Below are 19,069 nucleotides of genomic sequence, written 5' to 3' on the forward strand. Positions count from 1 at the left end.
CACCTCCTGAAATTAGACAGAATAATCAATCATTATTTATAATTGTAACCTTCTTCAATTCGAAAACCAACAGAATAAGGCTGATTGTATTCTATAAAGCATAGAATTTCTAAGCACTGATAATAGCAGTAACTGTAATCATTCAACAACTACCGAGAAAGCATAATTGCCGTCCCCTTCTTTCCAAAGTGCCCTTATAAGATAAACATAGGTGCCTTTTTCTTGCGGCGTTGAAATGGAATCATTTAAAAGTTCGATTTCTTTAATATTGTTTTCATCAATCCATTGCTCTATTTCCTATGTTCCAGAAAGAGGTTCCTTGTGAAAATCAATTCCGATTTTCTCTTGTCGAGAAACTAAAGTAGGATTATGTTCTTTTGCCATGTCTAAAGGAGTCGTATGAATGAAATCGACACATTGAGAGATTATGATTCCATGCCAGCAATACGAACCTTGCGTAGTCGGAATCTCTTTCCCATTCACTGTTACTTCTGGAGTGGGCGGTTCCATTCGAAAGGGCTCAATAATTAATATGGCTAAAATCAATACAGCAAAAATTATTAGTTTGAGAAATTTATTCATTGTGCTTCCCCCTTTACTTTCATTAGACAGGCTTGTTGACAAGAAGTTACATGATTTAGGATATAAGTTGAATTTGTATTTGTTAATTGCCTAAGTAAAAGTAATAGATAAGGAAAATCTAGAACGAAATTTTCGATATACATGGACCTTTTTTCAACTACCATTCCAAAACACTGATATCTTCCGGAAGTGTTCTTATAACAAATTCTTTTTGTTCGACGTTTAAGCCGCTCCCCGTAAACTCGGTTCCATAATGCTCAGAGGAAAACAAAATATTCCCGTTGCGGTGGAGAAAGACCGAAAACCATTTTAATTGTCCAGCATCATTTAACGGATTGGCAAGGAGAAAGTTCTTCGCTTTGTCAGTCAGCTCTCCTTTCACGATTATAACCTTTCCTTCTTTTCTGCATTCAGCGCTACTTAGTTCATTGATAATTTCATCAACTACAGCCTGTTCGTCTTCCCAGCAGTGGATTTCGAAAGCATCCATTCCACTCAGAAAATATTCGATTAGCGGATTCCAAAACGAATAGTCTTCAGCGTAATGCATACCACTAACTGAATCACTATAGGTTGTTATCTCGAAATGCATATTGTATGTAAGCATCGGACTTCTCCTTCATAATGTGATGGACCTGATTCTTGCAACAGAATGTACTAAAAGATTTATTCCAATGCAGGTCCAGTGATTCCGGCCACAATTATTAACAATGAAACAGAAGCAATCAGGATCGGTTTCATTGATGCTGCATCATCTTTCACTAATGAAGTGATTGCATAAACTAATGAAAAAATAAAAACAAATGGCCATATAAACCATGTCCAATAATAGAAAATAGCGATGTTTTGCAATAAACCGATTAACATGTAATCCCCCTAACTCCCTCTGTATTTCTATAATCACTCAAACTTTTCTAAGTATTAATTTCCGAATATTTTTTATAGCAATCTTCTTTTGAACCTTGTATGTATAAAACTTTATGGCAACTGTTTATAAAATATTCAAATGCTGCTTTATTAAGTACAAATGATGCTCATGCAAAAGATTCTTTTCCAACTCATTGTAATCAACCCAGCACATTATTTCTTTTTCAACTGGTTCAGCAACCTTCTCCAAAAGTTCCGCTGCATATAAAAATCCGATATTATGCTGAGAATCATTCGGATATTTTGATGAAACCCAATGTCTTTCAGCATTGCCTATGCTCTTAACGATTTGAATTTCATGGCCTGTTTCTTCTATACTCTCTCTTAGTAAGGCACTTTCAGGAGATTCACCTTCATCAACCCCACCTCCCACTAAAAATAAAAGACCATCCAAATCTTTGACACATAAAAATTGCTGTTGGTCATTTTGTATAACAGCATACGCTCCGGTTCTCTTCCAATAATTCAATTTAAAATCACGTTCACCAAACGTTTTCATAAGTCCGCCTCCTATTTTAAATACCTGCTATAAGATTTCTAAAAAACTCCTAGAAACTTACTGGCAATATTCCTCTATAAAATTTAAAGATCAGAAAACCTGAAGTTAGTTCCTGTCGCATAATAAACCAAGTGATCGGTCCACTTCCCGTCTTCAAAAAGGAACCCTTCCCTCTTGCACTCAAATTTCATTCCAGCACTCTCTGCCAATTTCGTTGAAGGAATATTATCCAAGTTGATGTGCGCTTCAATACGGTGAAACCCTAGACCTTCAAAAGCCATATACAACGCTTTTTTCACCGCTTCTTTGCCGTAGCCTCTGTTCCAAAACTGATTATGGATCGTGTATCCAATCCTCCCCCATTGAAATTCATTTCTGGCCAATGTCGAAAAATCAACCATCCCTATATGCTTTCCATCCCCTTTTCGGAAAACACCGAACACATGAGCAATATCATTTCTTGCTAATTCCTGGTGTTTACGTACTAGTTCTTTAAACCATTCCTCCGTACATTCCTCCATGTCCAAATTACCTGGATCATGCTTATGCTGAGCTTCCAAGCGTCCAGTATATCCGTTCAACCATTCCGCATAATCCTGTTTCTTTAATAGCCTGATAACTACTCTCTCTGTTTCTCCTGTTAAATCGAATGTCTCTGTCTTTAAAATCAATAAAACATCCCCTTGATAGGTTTATAATATTCTTCCTTTAATATTAACAATAAATTCCAATAGAAAATAGCTTTTTCTGACAACTTTCTTCATCTTTACTTGGTTTTGTACTATTATGACTCCTCTCATACAAATGGTTTTTCTTAAGGAAATTCTTCTTTTGCCCACATCTTCTAATGCTATAATTAAGTGCTTCTCAGATGTCCTCTGCTTTAAAAATTTCCAAGTATTAATCCATAAATGAGTTATTGGAGGAGGAAGAGCATGAAGCTATTTTCAAAATTCGCTTTTTGGCTGCCGTTTTTCAGTTTTTTGCTGATATTGTTTGAACTGGTTGCACAGCCGGCGAAATCGCTTGTTTTTACAGTGATAGATCCTTTATTCGGCTATATTCAATCCTTCTTGCCAGAAGATATGAACTCGGTCATCTTTCTCATGATCCTCCATTTTCTTTTAGCGCTGCTTTATGGATTGGCCATCGATGCCTTAATCAAAAAATTTAAAGAATCTCCCCAAATCGACTAGTTCATACAACCGCAGAATTCATAAAATTACTTTCTCAAAAGAATTAGGAGAGATTTTCATTTTAGCGTCCTCCTTTTAATCAATATACCCAAGTTCTAATTTCAACCATTAAATTAAAGAATTATCTGCAAACTTCATAAAGTAGACTTCCATTCAATTCCATCTGACCTTGCCACTATTTGTCAGTTATGTGACTGCTCTTTAAAAAATTCAACCAAAAACATGAACCATAGTTCATGTTTTTTATTATTTTATGCTATCTTTAATCATGAGGTGAGAAAATGTCCCATGATAACTTAGTGGGTATCTACCCAAGCTCTCCAAAACAAATGCGTTCAAAACTCAAGAAAGAGGCTTTGATTCAAAGTGGCCGTGAGTTATTCATCCTTCAGGGATTTGAACAAACCACTGCAAAAGAAATTGCTGCGCATGCGCAGGTTTCAACAGGAACATTTTATCGGTATTTTTCAGACAAACGCCAATTGCTGATGTCATTGATAGAGGAGCAAATGGATACCTTGATGCCTTTGGAACTGGAATGGAAAAGCGGTGATCCTGAAAAAGTGCTCGCAGGACGATTAGCATTACATTTTCACAAAATAAATAAAGAACATCTGCAAAAACTAATGCCCGAATTATTAATGAAAGATGCCGAATTAGCAGAGGTAATGAACGAAGCTAAATCTAAAATCCGGGAAAAATTCCTTTCCCATTTAACATTCTTGGATGAAAAGGAATTACTTTGGCCTGATCTTGACAGAGAAACATTGATTTGGTGTTTGGAATCACTGCTTGAAAAATTGAGGGATCGGATCAGCCAAGGGAAAGAAGTGGATTACCAGCAATTTGCGAAAGCTTTTTGCCGACTGTTATTTCCTCCAGAAGCGGTTCAGAAAATGCGTACTGGCGAGATAGAATGAAAGGGATGTGAAAAAATGAAAGCGAAGCTATTTACCATCAGCAGTAATAATTCATGCAGGAAAGCGATACAGTGGTTAACTGATTATGGAATTCCATTTGAAGAAAAAAACCTTTCGACCACCCTTATCACTATAGAAGAAATCCAAGAAATCCTGTCGCTGACAAATGAAGGAACCGAGGAAATCATTTCTAAAAAAACGAATATCGTCAAAAAGCTAAAGATTGATCTCAATAGTCTATCGTTGCCACAACTCTATGAAATCATCATAAACAATCCCAAAGTACTTCATTTGCCGATCATCCATGATGGTACAAAACTTCAGGTTGGCTATAACGATGATGAAATGCGGCAATTTCTTCCGCGTTGGCTGCGGTTGGAACGTTTGAAAGAACTTCTTAATCCCAAACAGCCAGAAACCGATAACTCATGATATGTAAATCACTCTATCACCAATTGAACCCACCCAGTCTCTTGCAAAAAATCTTCTCTCGTAAGCTGCTGGCCTGAAATCTTTTGTCGATAAGATGTTATGGTTCCATCATGTGTGACAATATAAATTCTATCGCGTTGCAGGCTCCAGCAAAAATCAATGAACTCTTCAGCCAGCAGGTTAAATCAATTTCAGCTAAGAGATTGATGCCTGTTGACCACAAAGAAGAAGCAAGATTTGGCTCAGGAACAAAGGTTGGGAATTCAATTTGAAGTCTTTCTAGATCAAGCAATTCATCACATGATAATGTCTTAGCAGCTAGTCGGGGAGGAAAAATACGGGGAGATACCAAAGGATGCACCAATTTATCGCAATCCACGGTATCGCTCCAAATTGAAGCAGTTTGCAGGGTTCTTAAAGTCGGACTGACAATTAAAACGTCTTCAGAAGTCAATGGAAGAGTAGACCTTAACTTTTGCGCCTGTATCCTCCCTTGGATGCTCAACGAAGGATTAGTCAAATGAAGACTTTCCGGTAAATTTAATGTATGTTCGCCTTGCGCGTGGCGAATAAAAATTAACTCCACTTTTCTACCTCCCTAAAAATAATCTCTCTCTTTTTTTATTGAATCTGAATGTAGCTTAATTCTATTATTTTACATTCAAATCTAAGTAAATGACTACCGGTAGTTGTTTACTTACAAAGGAAACTTCTCTCACTCAAAGAATTCCATATGTTTTTTATCTTTTTTATAGTAATTCAACCGGTCATGCAGCTCTCCTGTATGGAATTCAAATTTATGACCATCTGGATCAGTAAAATAAATGGATTTTTTATCTTTTTTATCTCTTGGCCGTCCTGAAAGTATGTTCACATGTAAACTCTCGAGTTTCTCATGTATCTCATCAAACATTTCCTCTTCGATTGAGAAAGCTACGTGTGTGTAGGAAAGAGTGATTTCATGGCGTGGAATATCTTTTTCTAAATTAAGAGCAACCCAAAGCCCTCCTAAATCGAAATAAGCAGTATTTTTTCCTTTTACTAACAACTTCGCATCAAATACTTCCTGATAAAACTTAATAGATTTCTCTAAGTCTGAAACAGAAAACAAAAAATGATTAATACCTTTGAACGACAACATCTTCACCTCGTATTTTGTCATTGCTGAATGTAACTTAACTGCACTTAAGTTACATCTAAAATCAATTAGACCAGCCTCATTACAATCGCCAAAGTACCCCATTTTTTTTCTAAATCTGAAGAATAAATCTTATGTATGGTTTCCACTCTTTCTTCAATCTCTCTACCCACAGCATCAAATTGTTCAGCTGGAATATCTTCATACATTTCCCTGAACGAGGAATACCTTTTTAATGCCTGTATCTCTACACGAACTTTTTCGTTTTGCTCAGGCAACTTTGTAAACTCAACGGTATCTCCATTTCTTAAATTTCTTCTCTTTTGATCATATAACCGCACTTCTACCGTTTTTCTTCCCGATTTAATTGAGTTAAAAGGTCCTTCATAAAGCCCCATCACATATTCCATATCCATCCTCCAATGTTATTATTATTTTGCATATAGTAATAGCATCAAATGCACACGACTCTAACTGATGAAGGAATTATTACCTTCAACACTCACTATATAGAAATTAACATTAATTCCCAATAATCCATAAAAGGATTGAGGAAGTTTTCCTAAAGTAAAACCAGTAACCTTAGTATAGAGGTTGCTGGTTTTAAAATTTTATAAAATATTAGAAACTGCCCATAATCTTATGATATGTAAATTAATCTCTATATCAAAACTTTGAATATCGCTAAAATTATAAGTTATTCTTTTGATAATCTTCTTGGAGAATCCCCCAAACCGCACAGTCCTTATATTGATTCTTTGAATTCCGTATTTTGTCCCTAATGATGCCTTCTTGCTGCATTCCAACTTTGCTCATGATTCTTCCTGAAGCAGGATTATCGGTATTATGGGCTGCAGAAATTTTATGAACATTCATGTGGCTAAAACCAAAATCCACTACCGCTCTCAAAGCCTCAGTACCGTATCCTTGGTTCCACCAGCGATACCCTAAGGAATAACTCACTTCACAATTTCCTGTGGAATTGTCAAAGTCATATAAATCGATTTCGCCTATTAATTCCTTAGTGCTTTTCAATTCAATTCCCCAATAACAGAAATCATTTTTATAATATCCTTTGATAATCCTTACTACTCTCTCAGCAGTTTCTGACATAGATTTATGAGCTGCACTGACTCTATTATCAGAAACACGTTCATCTGAAAGCCAGTGGTCAAAGATACTTTGTGTATCTTCATGATCCATTTTCCTCAAAATTAAACGATCGGTTTCTATTTCTAATGTTCCTGCATAGGTTATCAATTCTCCCACTCCTTAAAACCTTAACTTTCATCGCTAAAAATTCTGGCCTTATTAGGCTCAAACTTAGATTTTGCACATCAGACTATTTCAGAAAACAGGGGCGTATTTTACGAATTCTGCAGAATGGGATTCCGTATCAATGATAATGCTTCTTGTGTCATTTTTTAATATCAATAGGTCTTTTCCATTCTTGTCGAAACAGTATGCAATCGGTATTGAAAATCCACAATCTCTGTAGGAACCGTCAGCATGGCTAACACCAACTACTATGGTTTGTTGTTCGACGGCTAACTTTCTTGCTTCGCCAGTCCACTGAGTGAACTGCTCTTCACTAAACATTCCTACTCCAATAGGATTAAAAATAATATCGACTTGTTCTTGTCCCATTCCATTTATCCCTTGAAAAATTTCTCTGCATAGCACAAATCCGAATTTCCGTCCCCCATCTTCTACCTTTGACGGAACGTATAAACTTTCACCTTCCGGAGTTTTTGCTCTTTCTAATATGACTTTGCCAAACGGATTAATAATAATTGCTCTGTCCTTACTTTCTTGGTCCTTGTATCCACAAACAATATATACATTTAAGTCCTTAGCTAATTGGGAAACACTTTCAATTTTATCGGATGAAAAGTACCCTTCAGGGAATAGGATAATATCCACATTCGGCCGTATACTGATTACCTTTTTCAATGATTCCAATGTACTTTCCCGCTTGGGTTGCGCGATTAAAACTTTCACTTTATAACCCATCCTTTAATTTCCTTAGTTTAAAAACTGAATATTCACAAGTATACTATATATTTGTTGAGAGCCATTTTTAATTCGGGCTTTAATTACTTTAAAATTCATTTATGTTCGATTAAAAAAAATTACAAAACTCATTATTGTTTAGACGCTTTGTTTATATATAGATTCAAACTAATTTAAAATTACACAGAGTTTACAAACAATTAGATCTACCGTAGCTTAAGAGTAGGAGGGATACTAAATGAAGCAAAGCATCGACCTTAAATTAGAACATTTTTCGGATAAATATATGGACATATTAAATACTTTTGTACTTTCTAAAGACCAAATACAATTCACTGCTTTACCGACCAATTTTATAGAAGTAATAGAAGGACAACATCGGATTGTGATACTCCGTGATAAGGAGCCAGTAGGATTCTTTCTTTTGAATTCAACAGACAGAGTAAAAGACTATTCGAACAATCCCAAAGCCATGCTGCTGACGTCGTTATCAATTAACCAAAAGGAACAAGGAAATGGTTATGCAAAAAAAGCGATGTTATTAGTAAGTAAATTCGTTCGAGACGAATTTCCAAACTGTAATGAAGTTGTATTGGCTGTTAACCATAAAAATACAGCCGCTCAACAGCTATATTTAAAAACCGGTTTCCGAGATACAGGAAAAAGGAAAATGGGACCGATTGGTGAACAGTGGATTATGAATTCAGATCTCGAAGATTAATAATATGTTTTAACTTTTTAAATTAGGAGGAGATATTTTTACATTATTTAAATTAAATTGTACAAGTAATTTTCTTTAATAAGGTGAGGGAAAATAATGAGAATAGCAACATTTAATATATGGAATAAGCAAACTAGGTGGACAGATAGGTTAATGGCTATCTGCGAGGAAATAAAAAAAGTGAATCCTGATATTATTGCTTTACAGGAAGTAAGGTCTTTTTTTGACGAAGAAGGAAGTTTAAGTGTTGCACACTTTATAGCCGCTAACACAGGATACCCATTCTGTATTTTTAAAGAATATCCGGATTCACCGAATGAAGGTCTGGCTTTTCTAAGTAAAATTCCCGTTTCTGATATAGATGCAATTTGGTACAAAGAGACAAGGGAATCAAATTACTGTGCTATTAGAGTTGCTTTTACATACAACAATTATGATTATGGGATCACTAATGTCCATTTGAATTGGAAATCACCTGAAATAAGAGAAGAGCAAGTCATCTCTGTAAACACTTGGATTGCCGAAAATGCCAGACCATATGAAATTCTTTGTGGGGATTTTAATGATAAACCTGACTCGAACATACATAGATATCTAAGAAATAGTATGTGGTTGGATACAGCAATTCTTAATGAGAAGAAAAATAAGATTAAAGCTCAAGCTACATTGGATTATGATAATAATCCCCATTTGAAAGATAATACTAATTTAAAAACACAGTTGAGATATGATTGGGTTTTAATGAAAAAACGTGAAAGTTTAAATCTGCCATCCTTAAATAGTCTAGAAGTGTTTGGAAATTCGCCAGTAACAAAAGCACGTATACTGCCTAGTGACCACTATGGTGTTGTTATCGATATTACTTAATTTGTGGACCTCCAAATGTATAGATGAACGAATATGACAGAGGAAAAAATTAAAAATGATGCGGAAGGCTTTTTTGGATTCAGTAAATATCGATTTATGAAAAGTGAAGTTCTCATTTCCATGACTTACTAATAAGAAGATAGAATTTCGAGTAACACCTTTTCTAAATAAAGATTTCGTAAAAGTATACTCTTATAAACAAAAAAAGAAGATTGGTGTAAATGCTCTCTTCTCCTCTTTTGTTTTGCTATAAGAGAAACCAGCACTACCGATAACAAGATAACCAGCTAATATTTAAACTTCCTGCTAAAAACAGACGTGCAATCTATCATTCTGTGATTTTTTTCAGATCGTCCCTTTAAATTGGTTACTACTCAATTTGGGTGATAAAGGAATTATTTCAAATAAATTTTCAATCACAAAATCTGCTTGAGACAATTCCTCTTCCTGAGCGAAATCGAATCTACAGCCAACAGCCGTTAGCTTATTCATTTTTGCTGCATTGATATCGGATAACCGGTCGCCGATGACCGCTCCATTCTTGATATCATACTTTCGAATGATCGTTCCAATCAACTCCCCTTTATCCAATGTGGAAATCTGCTGAATACTGAAGGTTTCTGTAACCCATCGATCCAGCCCATAGAATGCCACTATTGCAGACAGATAATCCGTTAAGCCATTGCTTGCAATATAGATGTTATGCCCCTCCTTTTTCAGGTGCAGGAATACTTCCTCCACATTCGGATATAATGCTCCATTTCCACTTTCGATGTTGTGGATTAATCGTTCGTGGAAGTAGTCATTTGCGTCATCACGTACTTCAAGTGAATGATTAGGAAGCAACTGCTGCCAGACTTCCGGTAACGGAATGCCCATAATTTCTCGGTATTTTTCAATCGGAGTAACGGTATCCCAGAGATGCAAATTTCTTAACCGATCAAATGTATCATCAAGTGCTAATTTTAAAATCCTATCGGTTTGAAAAAGTGTGCCGTCCATATCAAAAATGAATGCTTCCATAATTTCCTCCTTAGATTTCAAGTATATTGATGCAATACTAATTTCTTAAGACAATTTTTATTCTTTGGAATGAAAGTTAAAACCTTTACGAGTATTGGTGATATATAACTGATCCACCACAGAAATCCACTTATAACAGCAAGGGAACAGCAATTAGAATGTAACTTATTTCCGTGAAAAATGCAGATAATTACTTTCCCCTAATATCTTAGTAGTTTCAAACTTTTGAATGTAATTTAATTAACAATAAGTTACATACGCGACTATGAATATTTACTGACTGTCTTTCTCTTCAAGTACTCCATATCGTTGTTCTTGCCCCATCCACGAACTGACATCACGCCAGAAAAGCTCTTTAGCGGAAATCCAGCTTCTTGGGCGAAGAAACGGTTGATCGATCTGCCACTCTTCATCCTCTGCCCAATAGAATAGTCCTTCTTTGAACATGAGCTTCGATCCATAAATGATGGAATCTTGGCCTTCCGCACGAGGAATTATATGAAACTGGGTAATGCCTTTAAAGAGCAACTCAATGGCTGAATGTTCAGGGGCCTGCCTCTGAAATAAGACACGGACACAGGTATCCAAATGGATTGACATACTCATAGAGAAGTTTTCGTCGACTGAATTCTCGTTCCACATATAAAGTTCTTTTAGGCAACTGTCATGAAATCCGCCGAAAAGTTCCATGAAATTTTCAATGTCTATCTGATCATTAAGCTTATTCCAATTCATGATCTACCCACTTCCCTAATTATCTGGTTAAATTCTGCATAAAAACTAATTTCCTAAGAAATTAAAACAACGTAGCTGAAATTAAAAGTTGCATGCTCTACTTTTCAATCCACTGAATGATTTGACTAGCCACAACATCCGGACGTCCCCAATAAATATCATGTGTGGTGTCTTCCACTTTTTCAACGGTTAAACTTACAAAATGACTTAATCTAGCGGCTTCCTTTTCACGAAGTGCATTAAACTCTTTAGGTAAAGTACTTCTCAGCAACAAAACCGGCGCATTGACATCTGTTAAAGTTGCATCACTGGGCTCATAAAAATGTTGTCTCACATAATTCCCAGCAATGTCGCTTGCCATTTTCAACTTAACTTGATTGTTTTCGTCTTTCATGCTCAATTTTGCTAACTCCACTAACGACTGAGACAATCCTCCATCAATTAATTCAGTTTCGAATTGTTTCCACGAATCAAAAACATAGCTTTCACAATGCTGTTCTGCCATTTGCACTTCTTTTTCAAGTGAATTACCCGGAATGCTGCATGATCGAATGTAACCGCCATCCAAGAGTATCAATGATTTTATGGGTTGCATCTTGGCGATAGCCAACCCTATATTTCCGCCGATAGAGTGGCCAACAACATGGATATCCTTTGTATTGCATTTCGCCAATACTGACAAAACCCACATGGCTAAAGACTCTACCGAGAAGAACTTTTCCCCTTGTGTAAATGTTGATTCACCGTGACCTGGCAAATCAACCGCTAAGATTCTGTATCTTTCACTTAATAAAGTCGCAATTTCAGCAAAACTGGCTGCTGAACTGCCAAGCCCGTGCAAAAATAGAAGCGTTGTTGTGTTTTCGCTTCCCCATGAGCGAATGCCGACTTGTAACCCACTTTCATATGTAATAAGTTCTTCTATTATAAGAATCTCCTTCTATCTTTTATATACTTATTTTACCATTCACTAATTTTAATGAAAGAAGTAATTCCGATGGACTCTTAATTAACTTAAGGAGTTTACTAAATTATATTTTACAAACCAAAAGGAAGAAAAGAAGCTGAATTTCCCACTTCTTTTCTCCTTCTTATTGTTATTATGTTAGACTCAATTTCCTTAAAGCTTGATATACTCGATCCTCAACTGTTCCTTGTACCATTCCTGTTTTTATGGCTATCTCTTCATTCGTATTCCCCTGAATGAACTTCATCACCAAAACATCGCGGTCTAATACGCCTAATTCACTCATCAGTCTTAAGAGCTTATACCGCTTTTCCTTCGTCAGCAACTCCTCTTCAATAGACAGAGTGCTGCTTGTTTGTAAATTATCCTTATTCATATTCAAGCTGCACCTGCCTTTTCGTTTTAGACAAATATGTTCTTTTTACTGATTAGGATTTCTGCTGACACTGCACGCCGCTACCCGAACAATATCCAACGCATCATTGCTTTACAGATATTTCATGCATATATATTTCGAAATCCCCGTGTTCTTCAGATGAATTTCCCAATGTAATTTGACCTTCAAAGAGCGGCTCTCCCGTTTTTATGTCTACAACTGCAACGTCCCCGTTAAAATTCGAATCGATTTGACGGCTGACTACATAAAGTTTATCTTCTTCAACGCTTATTATTGGAGACTCGATATGTTCATTATCTATTGTTGAACGAAGTTGGATTCTATAATCCTGTTCAACTTGATTTGCTCCTAACTGATAAGGAGTTACTATCAGTTCTTGCTCTTCAACTCTTGTAAAATAAATCGTTGAGCCTTTAACGAAGCTAAGTTGGTTTTCCTCTAAATTCAGTCCTGGTATATTTATTGTTTCAGTTACTTTTGATGCCAGATTATAAGATATGATTTCCTGCTTTGAGTCTGTTACTCTAGTGGATTCTGTATCCTCCATCACTGTATCTTCTGTTTTTACCATAATAATATGTTCAGTCGCCGCTGTTGGGCTGCCTTCCACTAACTGTATATGGGTATGTAAACTTTCTTTCCACTGAGTAAACTTTAATAGAGCTTCTTGGTTGGTTAATTTTTGACTAATTCTATCAATCTCATAGACACGCTTTTCATCATTAAAGTCATCATTTTTTATCGTCATATTTTGAGTAATGAGATAGATTTTATCCTTTACTAATTGCACATCTTCAAGGAAAACATGATCCAACCCATCTTCCACTGGCACTTTCAGTGTGAATGAATTCACTTCATCATCTGCTTTGTTTAACACTGATATTTCAAAGTTGAACTTGCTCGATCCAAGCGAACTTATTTTTTGATCAATATTTGCATAAGCAAGAAACTGATTGTCTTCAAAATATTGGTTTGCCGCTAAACTCTTCCCTCTCATGAAGGAGCGATTTGCTTCTTTTAATTCCTTAATTACAGTTGGATAATATCCTGTCACCCGATCTAACAAAGACGGACTATTATATGAAGATCCTTGTGCTGTTATTTTTAAGTCCGTTCCCAAGTAATTCATAGATGAAAGATTTCTATAAGCTCCCTCAATAATCAATGATTCCATTTCTTCTACATCTCCATTTACTGTTTGAACAGTTAACACCGGATAGTGTTCTGCTGATATAGCAGAATTTACATAGAAAGTTCCGATGCTAAGAATGATACCGATGATGACCGCAATTGATTTCCAGTATTTCTTCATTATATTCACTCCTTATACCGTAATCTTTTTCATTAATAAGAATCTGCTGAACCAAATTGATGCTGTGAGAACGATCAAACCCATAATGATTTCAAGGATTAATAACTCCATTGGATAGAAAAAGCCGTTTAAAACAAACTCATGTAAAAACAGTGGCAATAACCATACCGCTATTGCGAGGGCACTATAGGAAACGCCTGCCACAATACCTTTCCACCCAAAAGATCTTTCTAAAATAATCGATGTGAACAGAATGGAAACAACCAAAAATCCAGAACCATAATACAAGAAAAATTCACCGATGCTGCTGCCAATCATGAGGTTTAGTTGAGGCAAACTGACCACTAATTCTTTTACATTCAAATCGTTTCGGAATTCATCTGGCACCATTGCTTTCATAATGGACATTTCGATTGGAATTAAGATAAGTTGAAAAGCGACCAGACCAATTATCATCATTAAGATTGTAGTGATCTTGGCATAAAAGATATTCAACCTGCTTGTTGGAAGCATTAACAGCCGATAAGCAAAAGTGTTTTTCCCAATCCAATCCCTGTACCAAATAAGGAAAATATAGAATCCGATTCCAGCAGCGCAGATTGCGATTGGCGCAGTAAACCATATACTTCTAGCTATGTCTATAAAACTTAGTTGACCGACTTGTTCCAGAAACTGGGTTTTGGACATCATTGCTTCAAAAATATTCTCGTTTACTATATTTAGATACTGCCTGGATTTCACAATTACTCCGATCATCTGCATAACGAATGTTATTCCCAGTAAAACTGCAAACAGTTTTGCAATACGGTTAAATTCAAAATTAACGAGCTTCAAATAATTTTTCATTATTGGTACACCTCTCTCATCACATCAATGACAGACTTCCCTTCGTTTTCACGAGCTTCTTCCGCGCTGAATTCCTTTGTGACCAATCCATCATCCAGCAGGACAACCTTGTCGATTAAATGTTCAATATCCCCCACCTCGTGGGTTGTAATGATAACAGCGCGATTTTCAATCAAATGACTCGTGAAAACATTTGTTATCTCTTCTCTACTGAACATATCGATGCCTGAAAAGGGTTCGTCCATTAATACATAATCCACATCAAGTGCCAAACCAAGCATTAGATTAACCTTTGCAGCATTTCCTTTAGACAAACTTGAGATTCGGTCCTTCCTATTCAATCTAAAAAAACCTAATAACTCATTGGCACGTTCCTGGTTCCAGTATGTATAAAAATCATTCATAAACTCCATAGCTTCTGCTATTGTCATTTTGGGAAGCATTGTAATGGTGTCAGGAATAAAGGTTATTTTTTCGAGTCCCGTTTTATCCAATGGTGACCCATCTATTAAAATCTTTCCTTTATTGATAGGCGTTAGGGCCATAATGGCATTTAAAACCGTTGTCTTTCCGACTCCATTCATACCAATTAAACAAGTGATTTCCCCTTTTTTCGCTGTAAAAGAAATTCCTTTCAATATTTTTTTTCGCCCATAACTCTTTTCAACCTCAATCACTTCAATCATGCTTTTACCTCCTCATCGTCCTGAACTATATACTTTGCCCTGACTAATTCAAGCAATTCCTCAACAGGCACATTAATGGAACGAACAGATAAAACAAAATTATCGACAGCTTCAACGATCAACTCATCTCTCACTTTGCCTAACGCATTTATATCTGTAGTAATTTTGCTGGGATGATTGCGTTCTGTATAAATCAACCCTTGCTGCTCCATTTCTTTATAAGCCCGTTGTACTGTGTTTGGATTCACTTTCATCCTGTGAGCCAACTCGCGTCTGGATGGTACTTCTTCTCCCGGCTGCAATTCACCGATTGCAATTTTCTCTTTAAAGTAGCGGATGATCTGTAAATATACCGGATCACGATTATTATTCCTATCCATCGAAACAACTCCTATACATCTTTTGATGTAAATGTGTATGTATTAAGTAGTTCATACACTATATAATGTATTATATGGTTAATACACAAAAATTGTCAATTCAATATTCAATATTTTTCTAAAAGTTGTAAGAAATAATATCCACTGGAAAAATCAGGAGGATACATATAGTATAAATAAAAGCAGATAATTCAATATAGTGGAAATAAGTCTCTACTTTATCTTTGATTATCAATACTTGAAGGTTGGTGGTTACAATAAAAATGATTATTTTTGATTTTGATGGCACATTGGAAAAAACATTGCCGGTCTGCGACTATGCTTTCCAACATGTTTTCAGGGAATTCGACCAGCGCGAACTTTCTTCCACAGAAATCCGCTCCATGTTTGGCCCATCGGAAACCGGAATCATCCGGAAGAACCTGCTGCATGCCGATACAGAAGAAGCCATTGAACTGTATTATGCGAAATACCTGGAACAACATACCCAATTAGTCGGGCACAACCACGAAATTCATGAGTTGCTGCTGTACTTAAAAGAGCAAGGACTCAAACTGGGAATTGTCACCGGAAAAGCCAGAAGAAGCCTGGATATCTCATTAAAAGTCCTTCAAATGGAGCATTTCTTCGATGCCATCATAATTGGGGGTGATGTCAACCATCCGAAACCTGATCCAGAAGGTGTGTTTAAAGCTTTAGCTTTATTGGAGGCTAGCCCTCAGGAAGCCATGTTCGTCGGAGACAGCGATGCCGATATACAAGCCGGAATCCAAGCGGGTGTATTTACAGTCGGTGTGCACTGGCTGCCTGACTATCAAACCTTAGCGTTTGCAGCTGCTCCAAATATTTCGTATAAAACAGTTTCCGAATTCATGGTGGCATTGCAGACAGAGGTTAAACATGAGTCTTAAATGGTTAGACTGGGCCAAGCGAATTCAATCACTTTCCCAATCCGGACTGACGTTTTCCAAAGATGCTTTTGATCTGGAACGTTTTGAAGAATTGCGGAAAATCAGTGTGGAAATCATGGAAGAACATACAGGCGCTGAAATGCAAAAAATCAAAGAATTATTTGCAAATGAAAAAGGTTACCAGACGCCTAAAATGGATGTGCGAGGGGCGGTATTCCAGAGAGGGAAAATCTTGATGGTTTGTGAAAATAGCGATAATAAATGATCCTTGCCCGGAGGGTTTTGTGACATCGGCCTATCTCCTGGTGAAAATATCGCCAAAGAAATCCAAGAAGAATCCGGCTATGTTGTTGTTCCAACAAAAGTACTTGCCCTGCTCGACATGAATAAGCACCCGCATCCGCCCCAGCCATTTCACTATTATAAGCTTTTCATTCAATGTGAAATTGTAGGTGGTGCAGCTAAAACCGGCATAGAGACAAAGGCAGTTGAATTCTTTCCGGAAAATGGATTGCCGGAATTATCATTGAATCGAAATATCGATTCACAGCTTAGTCTGCTTTTTGAATTTGAACGAAACCCGACAAAGGAAACCGTATTTGATTGAGGAAATCAATGAAAATCAGAACTCACCAAATGTTTTGAGCTTATTTGAAAGTATACATAGTAAGATTTAAGATAAATAAAGAAAAGGCGGAAGAATATTGAACCTACTTAAAATAGATATTTTTAAAAGTAACTTCGAGAAATATAATGATCCCGAACAATATGATTTAGAATATCAAAATTATTTAAACGATGTGCCATTCCTTGCTGAGTGGGCTAATAAACAAAAAGGCACAGTGGTCGATTTAGGATGTGGAACTGGAAGAGCAACTATTCCTTTAGCTCAGAAAGGCTACAAACTAATCGGCGTGGATCTTCATGAAGGAATGCTGAACCACGCCAGAGGAAAAACTATGAATGATTCTCTATCCGTGGAATGGATTTTACAAGATTGTACAAAACTATCACTCAATGTACTTGTTTCCTTAATGTATATGACTGGTAATTCATTTCAGCACTTTCTGACGAATGAATCACAAAATCAATTATTACAATCAGTTCATAATCACCTGGAAGTAAATGGCGTTTTTATTTTCAACACGAGATTCCCTATTTTAAATGAACTCGCGGAAGTGGATGAATCCACACGGATATACCAAGACCAACGCAACAGAAAAATTCGTGAAAAAACTAAAGAAACTTATCATCCGCTAACTCAAATTTTGCATTGTACTTCATCACGAGAAATACTCGATGGACCTGGAAAGGGATCAATAGAGCAAGACAGTATTTCACTTCGCTATGTATTTCCTCTTGAAATGGTGAGGTTACTTACACAAAATGGTTTTTCGATACTTAAGACTTATAGTTCATGGAAAAAAGAACCTTTAAAAACTTCCAGCAGCGAAATGATTTTTGTCTGTATAAAAAACTGATGACAGAAAAGAGTTCTTCTCTCCTGTCATCATTCGCATAGAATGTTTTAAAGACAAAGGGCTCCAAATTCAGCCTTTTGTCTTTTCCTTAAAATGAAAGGGGCAAAGCTTTGGAAAAGTTAATCGATCAGTATCAGGACGCTACCAACTTAGGCGCACGCATCAAGATTCATGATTACTACAGTACAAATAAGAACGATTGGTTTTTATGGCTTTTTGACCAGTATGAAATTGAAAAAGAGAGCACGATATTGGAGTTGGGTTGTGGCGATGGAACGTTTTGGGCAAAAAATGAAACCCGTATCCCCCCACATTGGCAGGTCACCCTTTCTGATTTTTCTTCCGGTATGATTGCCGACGCAGAAAAGAAATTAAAAAGTTTGCCCCACTTTCAATATAAACAAATCAACGTCGAAAACATCCCTTATCCAGACGATAGTTTTGACATAGTTATAGCTCATTATATGCTCTATCATGTTCCGGATAGAAGCCAGGCTCTACAAGAAATACGAAGGGTATTAAAACCAGGCGGCAAACTGTACGCTGCTACTATTGGAAAAACCCACCTTAAAGAATTTGGCGAATTGGTCAGCGAGTTCGATTCGAATCTCGTTTATTCTTCTGCTGCATTCCACGCCAAAAAGTTCGGCCTGGAAAATGGAGCTGAGCAACTGGCTTCTTATTTCTCAACGGTCGAATTAAAACTATTTTCGGATGGATTAAAAGTTCCAACGGTTCAGCCGATTGTCGACTACCTGCTTTCCACTCATACCGACTTGAAAAATCAGCTTACAGGCAAGACATTAGAAGAATTCAAGATGCATCTTGAACAAAAAAAGAAAGACAATAAGGGTTTTATCGCCATTACGAAGTCTGCCGGTCTTTTTGAAGCCAAATAAATACAGAAAAAAAGCCATAATCTGACTCATGTTTAAGTTAACTTAGAATTAACTGTGATAATGCATAAAAGAAGTCATTCCTAACATACATTTCCCTGCTACAAATAGAGGAAGTTCACTTATGAGCTTCCTCTATT

24 protein-coding genes and 3 pseudogenes are annotated in these 19,069 nt (G+C 36.5%); 9 read left to right on the top strand and 18 right to left on the bottom strand.

The window, feature by feature from the left end:
• Positions 1-297: 297 nt before the first annotated feature.
• From DP120_RS06560 to DP120_RS06580, 5 genes are all read right to left on the bottom strand, one after another.
• A complete protein-coding gene (locus DP120_RS06560) occupies positions 298-582 on the bottom strand; it encodes a hypothetical protein (RefSeq protein ID WP_112222852.1) in 285 nt (94 codons plus the stop codon).
• A gap of 157 nt (positions 583-739) precedes the next feature.
• Positions 740-1,189 carry a hypothetical protein gene (locus DP120_RS06565; protein ID WP_112222853.1) on the bottom strand — a complete coding sequence of 150 codons (450 nt, stop codon included), beginning with the start codon at positions 1,187-1,189 and terminating at the stop codon, positions 740-742.
• A gap of 59 nt (positions 1,190-1,248) precedes the next feature.
• Positions 1,249-1,449 (bottom strand): hypothetical protein, encoded by a 201-nt coding sequence (locus tag DP120_RS06570; RefSeq protein WP_112222854.1) that lies wholly within the window; start codon positions 1,447-1,449, stop codon positions 1,249-1,251.
• A 124-nt stretch (positions 1,450-1,573) separates the two neighbouring features.
• Positions 1,574-2,008 (bottom strand): NUDIX hydrolase, encoded by a 435-nt coding sequence (locus DP120_RS06575; protein WP_112222855.1) that lies wholly within the window; start codon positions 2,006-2,008, stop codon positions 1,574-1,576.
• An 83-nt stretch (positions 2,009-2,091) separates the two neighbouring features.
• Positions 2,092-2,679: a GNAT family N-acetyltransferase gene (locus DP120_RS06580; RefSeq protein WP_112222856.1), complete on the bottom strand. Its 588-nt coding sequence runs from the start codon at positions 2,677-2,679 to the stop codon at positions 2,092-2,094.
• A gap of 264 nt (positions 2,680-2,943) precedes the next feature.
• Between DP120_RS06580 and DP120_RS06585 the strand changes: the two genes are divergently transcribed.
• The 3 genes from DP120_RS06585 (at position 2,944) to DP120_RS06595 (ending at position 4,556) form a co-directional block, all read left to right on the top strand.
• Complete coding sequence (locus DP120_RS06585; protein ID WP_112222857.1) at positions 2,944-3,204, top strand: hypothetical protein; 261 nt, start codon at positions 2,944-2,946, stop codon at positions 3,202-3,204.
• A gap of 281 nt (positions 3,205-3,485) precedes the next feature.
• Complete coding sequence (locus DP120_RS06590; protein ID WP_112222858.1) at positions 3,486-4,124, top strand: TetR/AcrR family transcriptional regulator; 639 nt, start codon at positions 3,486-3,488, stop codon at positions 4,122-4,124.
• A 15-nt stretch (positions 4,125-4,139) separates the two neighbouring features.
• Positions 4,140-4,556 carry a Spx/MgsR family RNA polymerase-binding regulatory protein gene (locus tag DP120_RS06595; RefSeq protein WP_112222859.1) on the top strand — a complete coding sequence of 139 codons (417 nt, stop codon included), beginning with the start codon at positions 4,140-4,142 and terminating at the stop codon, positions 4,554-4,556.
• Positions 4,557-4,564: 8 nt separating this feature from the next.
• Here DP120_RS06595 and DP120_RS06600 read toward each other — a convergent pair.
• From DP120_RS06600 to DP120_RS06620, 5 genes and pseudogenes are all read right to left on the bottom strand, one after another.
• Positions 4,565-5,142, bottom strand: a pseudogene (locus DP120_RS06600) (histidine phosphatase family protein).
• Between the two features lie 129 nt (positions 5,143-5,271).
• Entirely contained in the window at positions 5,272-5,697 is a 426-nt protein-coding gene (fosM, locus tag DP120_RS06605; protein WP_205854513.1) for a FosM family fosfomycin resistance protein, read from the bottom strand.
• A 65-nt stretch (positions 5,698-5,762) separates the two neighbouring features.
• Complete coding sequence (locus tag DP120_RS06610; RefSeq protein WP_165843733.1) at positions 5,763-6,104, bottom strand: ASCH domain-containing protein; 342 nt, start codon at positions 6,102-6,104, stop codon at positions 5,763-5,765.
• Between the two features lie 280 nt (positions 6,105-6,384).
• Complete coding sequence (locus tag DP120_RS06615) at positions 6,385-6,963, bottom strand: GNAT family N-acetyltransferase (protein WP_420812426.1); 579 nt, start codon at positions 6,961-6,963, stop codon at positions 6,385-6,387.
• Positions 6,964-7,041: 78 nt separating this feature from the next.
• Positions 7,042-7,707, bottom strand: coding sequence for a carbon-nitrogen hydrolase family protein (locus DP120_RS06620; RefSeq protein ID WP_240611980.1), 666 nt, complete (start codon positions 7,705-7,707; stop codon positions 7,042-7,044).
• 238 nt (positions 7,708-7,945) lie between these two features.
• On the opposite strand from DP120_RS06620, the gene DP120_RS06625 reads away from it, so the two are divergent.
• A complete protein-coding gene (locus DP120_RS06625) occupies positions 7,946-8,428 on the top strand; it encodes a GNAT family N-acetyltransferase (protein WP_112222862.1) in 483 nt (160 codons plus the stop codon).
• A 96-nt stretch (positions 8,429-8,524) separates the two neighbouring features.
• Entirely contained in the window at positions 8,525-9,295 is a 771-nt protein-coding gene (locus DP120_RS06630) for an endonuclease/exonuclease/phosphatase family protein (protein WP_112222863.1), read from the top strand.
• Positions 9,296-9,640: 345 nt separating this feature from the next.
• Here the strand turns inward: DP120_RS06630 and DP120_RS06635 are convergent.
• The 8 genes and pseudogenes from DP120_RS06635 to DP120_RS06670 form a co-directional block, all read right to left on the bottom strand.
• Positions 9,641-10,315, bottom strand: a pseudogene (locus tag DP120_RS06635) (HAD family hydrolase); the annotation flags it as partial.
• A gap of 276 nt (positions 10,316-10,591) precedes the next feature.
• The gene (locus tag DP120_RS06640) at positions 10,592-11,053 is read right to left on the bottom strand and encodes a hypothetical protein (protein ID WP_112222864.1); all 462 of its coding nucleotides are present in this window, start codon (positions 11,051-11,053) and stop codon (positions 10,592-10,594) included.
• Between the two features lie 97 nt (positions 11,054-11,150).
• Positions 11,151-11,987, bottom strand: coding sequence for an alpha/beta hydrolase (locus DP120_RS06645; protein WP_112222865.1), 837 nt, complete (start codon positions 11,985-11,987; stop codon positions 11,151-11,153).
• Between the two features lie 166 nt (positions 11,988-12,153).
• Positions 12,154-12,396 carry a sigma-70 family RNA polymerase sigma factor gene (locus DP120_RS06650; protein WP_112222866.1) on the bottom strand — a complete coding sequence of 81 codons (243 nt, stop codon included), beginning with the start codon at positions 12,394-12,396 and terminating at the stop codon, positions 12,154-12,156.
• A gap of 103 nt (positions 12,397-12,499) precedes the next feature.
• Positions 12,500-13,729, bottom strand: coding sequence for a hypothetical protein (locus DP120_RS06655; protein ID WP_112222867.1), 1,230 nt, complete (start codon positions 13,727-13,729; stop codon positions 12,500-12,502).
• 12 nt (positions 13,730-13,741) lie between these two features.
• Entirely contained in the window at positions 13,742-14,575 is an 834-nt protein-coding gene (locus DP120_RS06660; RefSeq protein WP_112222868.1) for a hypothetical protein, read from the bottom strand.
• Positions 14,575-15,261: an ATP-binding cassette domain-containing protein gene (locus tag DP120_RS06665; RefSeq protein WP_112222869.1), complete on the bottom strand. Its 687-nt coding sequence runs from the start codon at positions 15,259-15,261 to the stop codon at positions 14,575-14,577. Before DP120_RS06665 ends, DP120_RS06660 begins: the two co-directional genes overlap by 1 nt.
• Positions 15,258-15,641, bottom strand: a complete 384-nt coding sequence (locus tag DP120_RS06670) for a GntR family transcriptional regulator (protein WP_112222870.1) — start codon at positions 15,639-15,641, stop codon at positions 15,258-15,260. Before DP120_RS06670 ends, DP120_RS06665 begins: the two co-directional genes overlap by 4 nt.
• A 263-nt stretch (positions 15,642-15,904) precedes the next feature.
• Between DP120_RS06670 and DP120_RS06675 the strand changes: the two genes are divergently transcribed.
• From DP120_RS06675 to DP120_RS06690, 4 genes and pseudogenes are all read left to right on the top strand, one after another.
• Complete coding sequence (locus DP120_RS06675) at positions 15,905-16,552, top strand: HAD family hydrolase (protein WP_338066465.1); 648 nt, start codon at positions 15,905-15,907, stop codon at positions 16,550-16,552.
• Positions 16,542-17,159: pseudogene (locus DP120_RS06680) on the top strand (NUDIX hydrolase). Before DP120_RS06675 ends, DP120_RS06680 begins: the two are co-directional and overlap by 11 nt.
• Positions 17,160-17,256: 97 nt before the next feature.
• A complete protein-coding gene (locus tag DP120_RS06685) occupies positions 17,257-18,033 on the top strand; it encodes a class I SAM-dependent DNA methyltransferase (protein ID WP_240611981.1) in 777 nt (258 codons plus the stop codon).
• Positions 18,034-18,143: 110 nt separating this feature from the next.
• Entirely contained in the window at positions 18,144-18,932 is a 789-nt protein-coding gene (locus DP120_RS06690; RefSeq protein WP_112222871.1) for a class I SAM-dependent methyltransferase, read from the top strand.
• Positions 18,933-19,069 lie beyond the last annotated feature (137 nt).

The organism is Planococcus halotolerans, from assembly GCF_003289955.1.
Taxonomy (GTDB): domain Bacteria; phylum Bacillota; class Bacilli; order Bacillales_A; family Planococcaceae; genus Planococcus; species Planococcus halotolerans.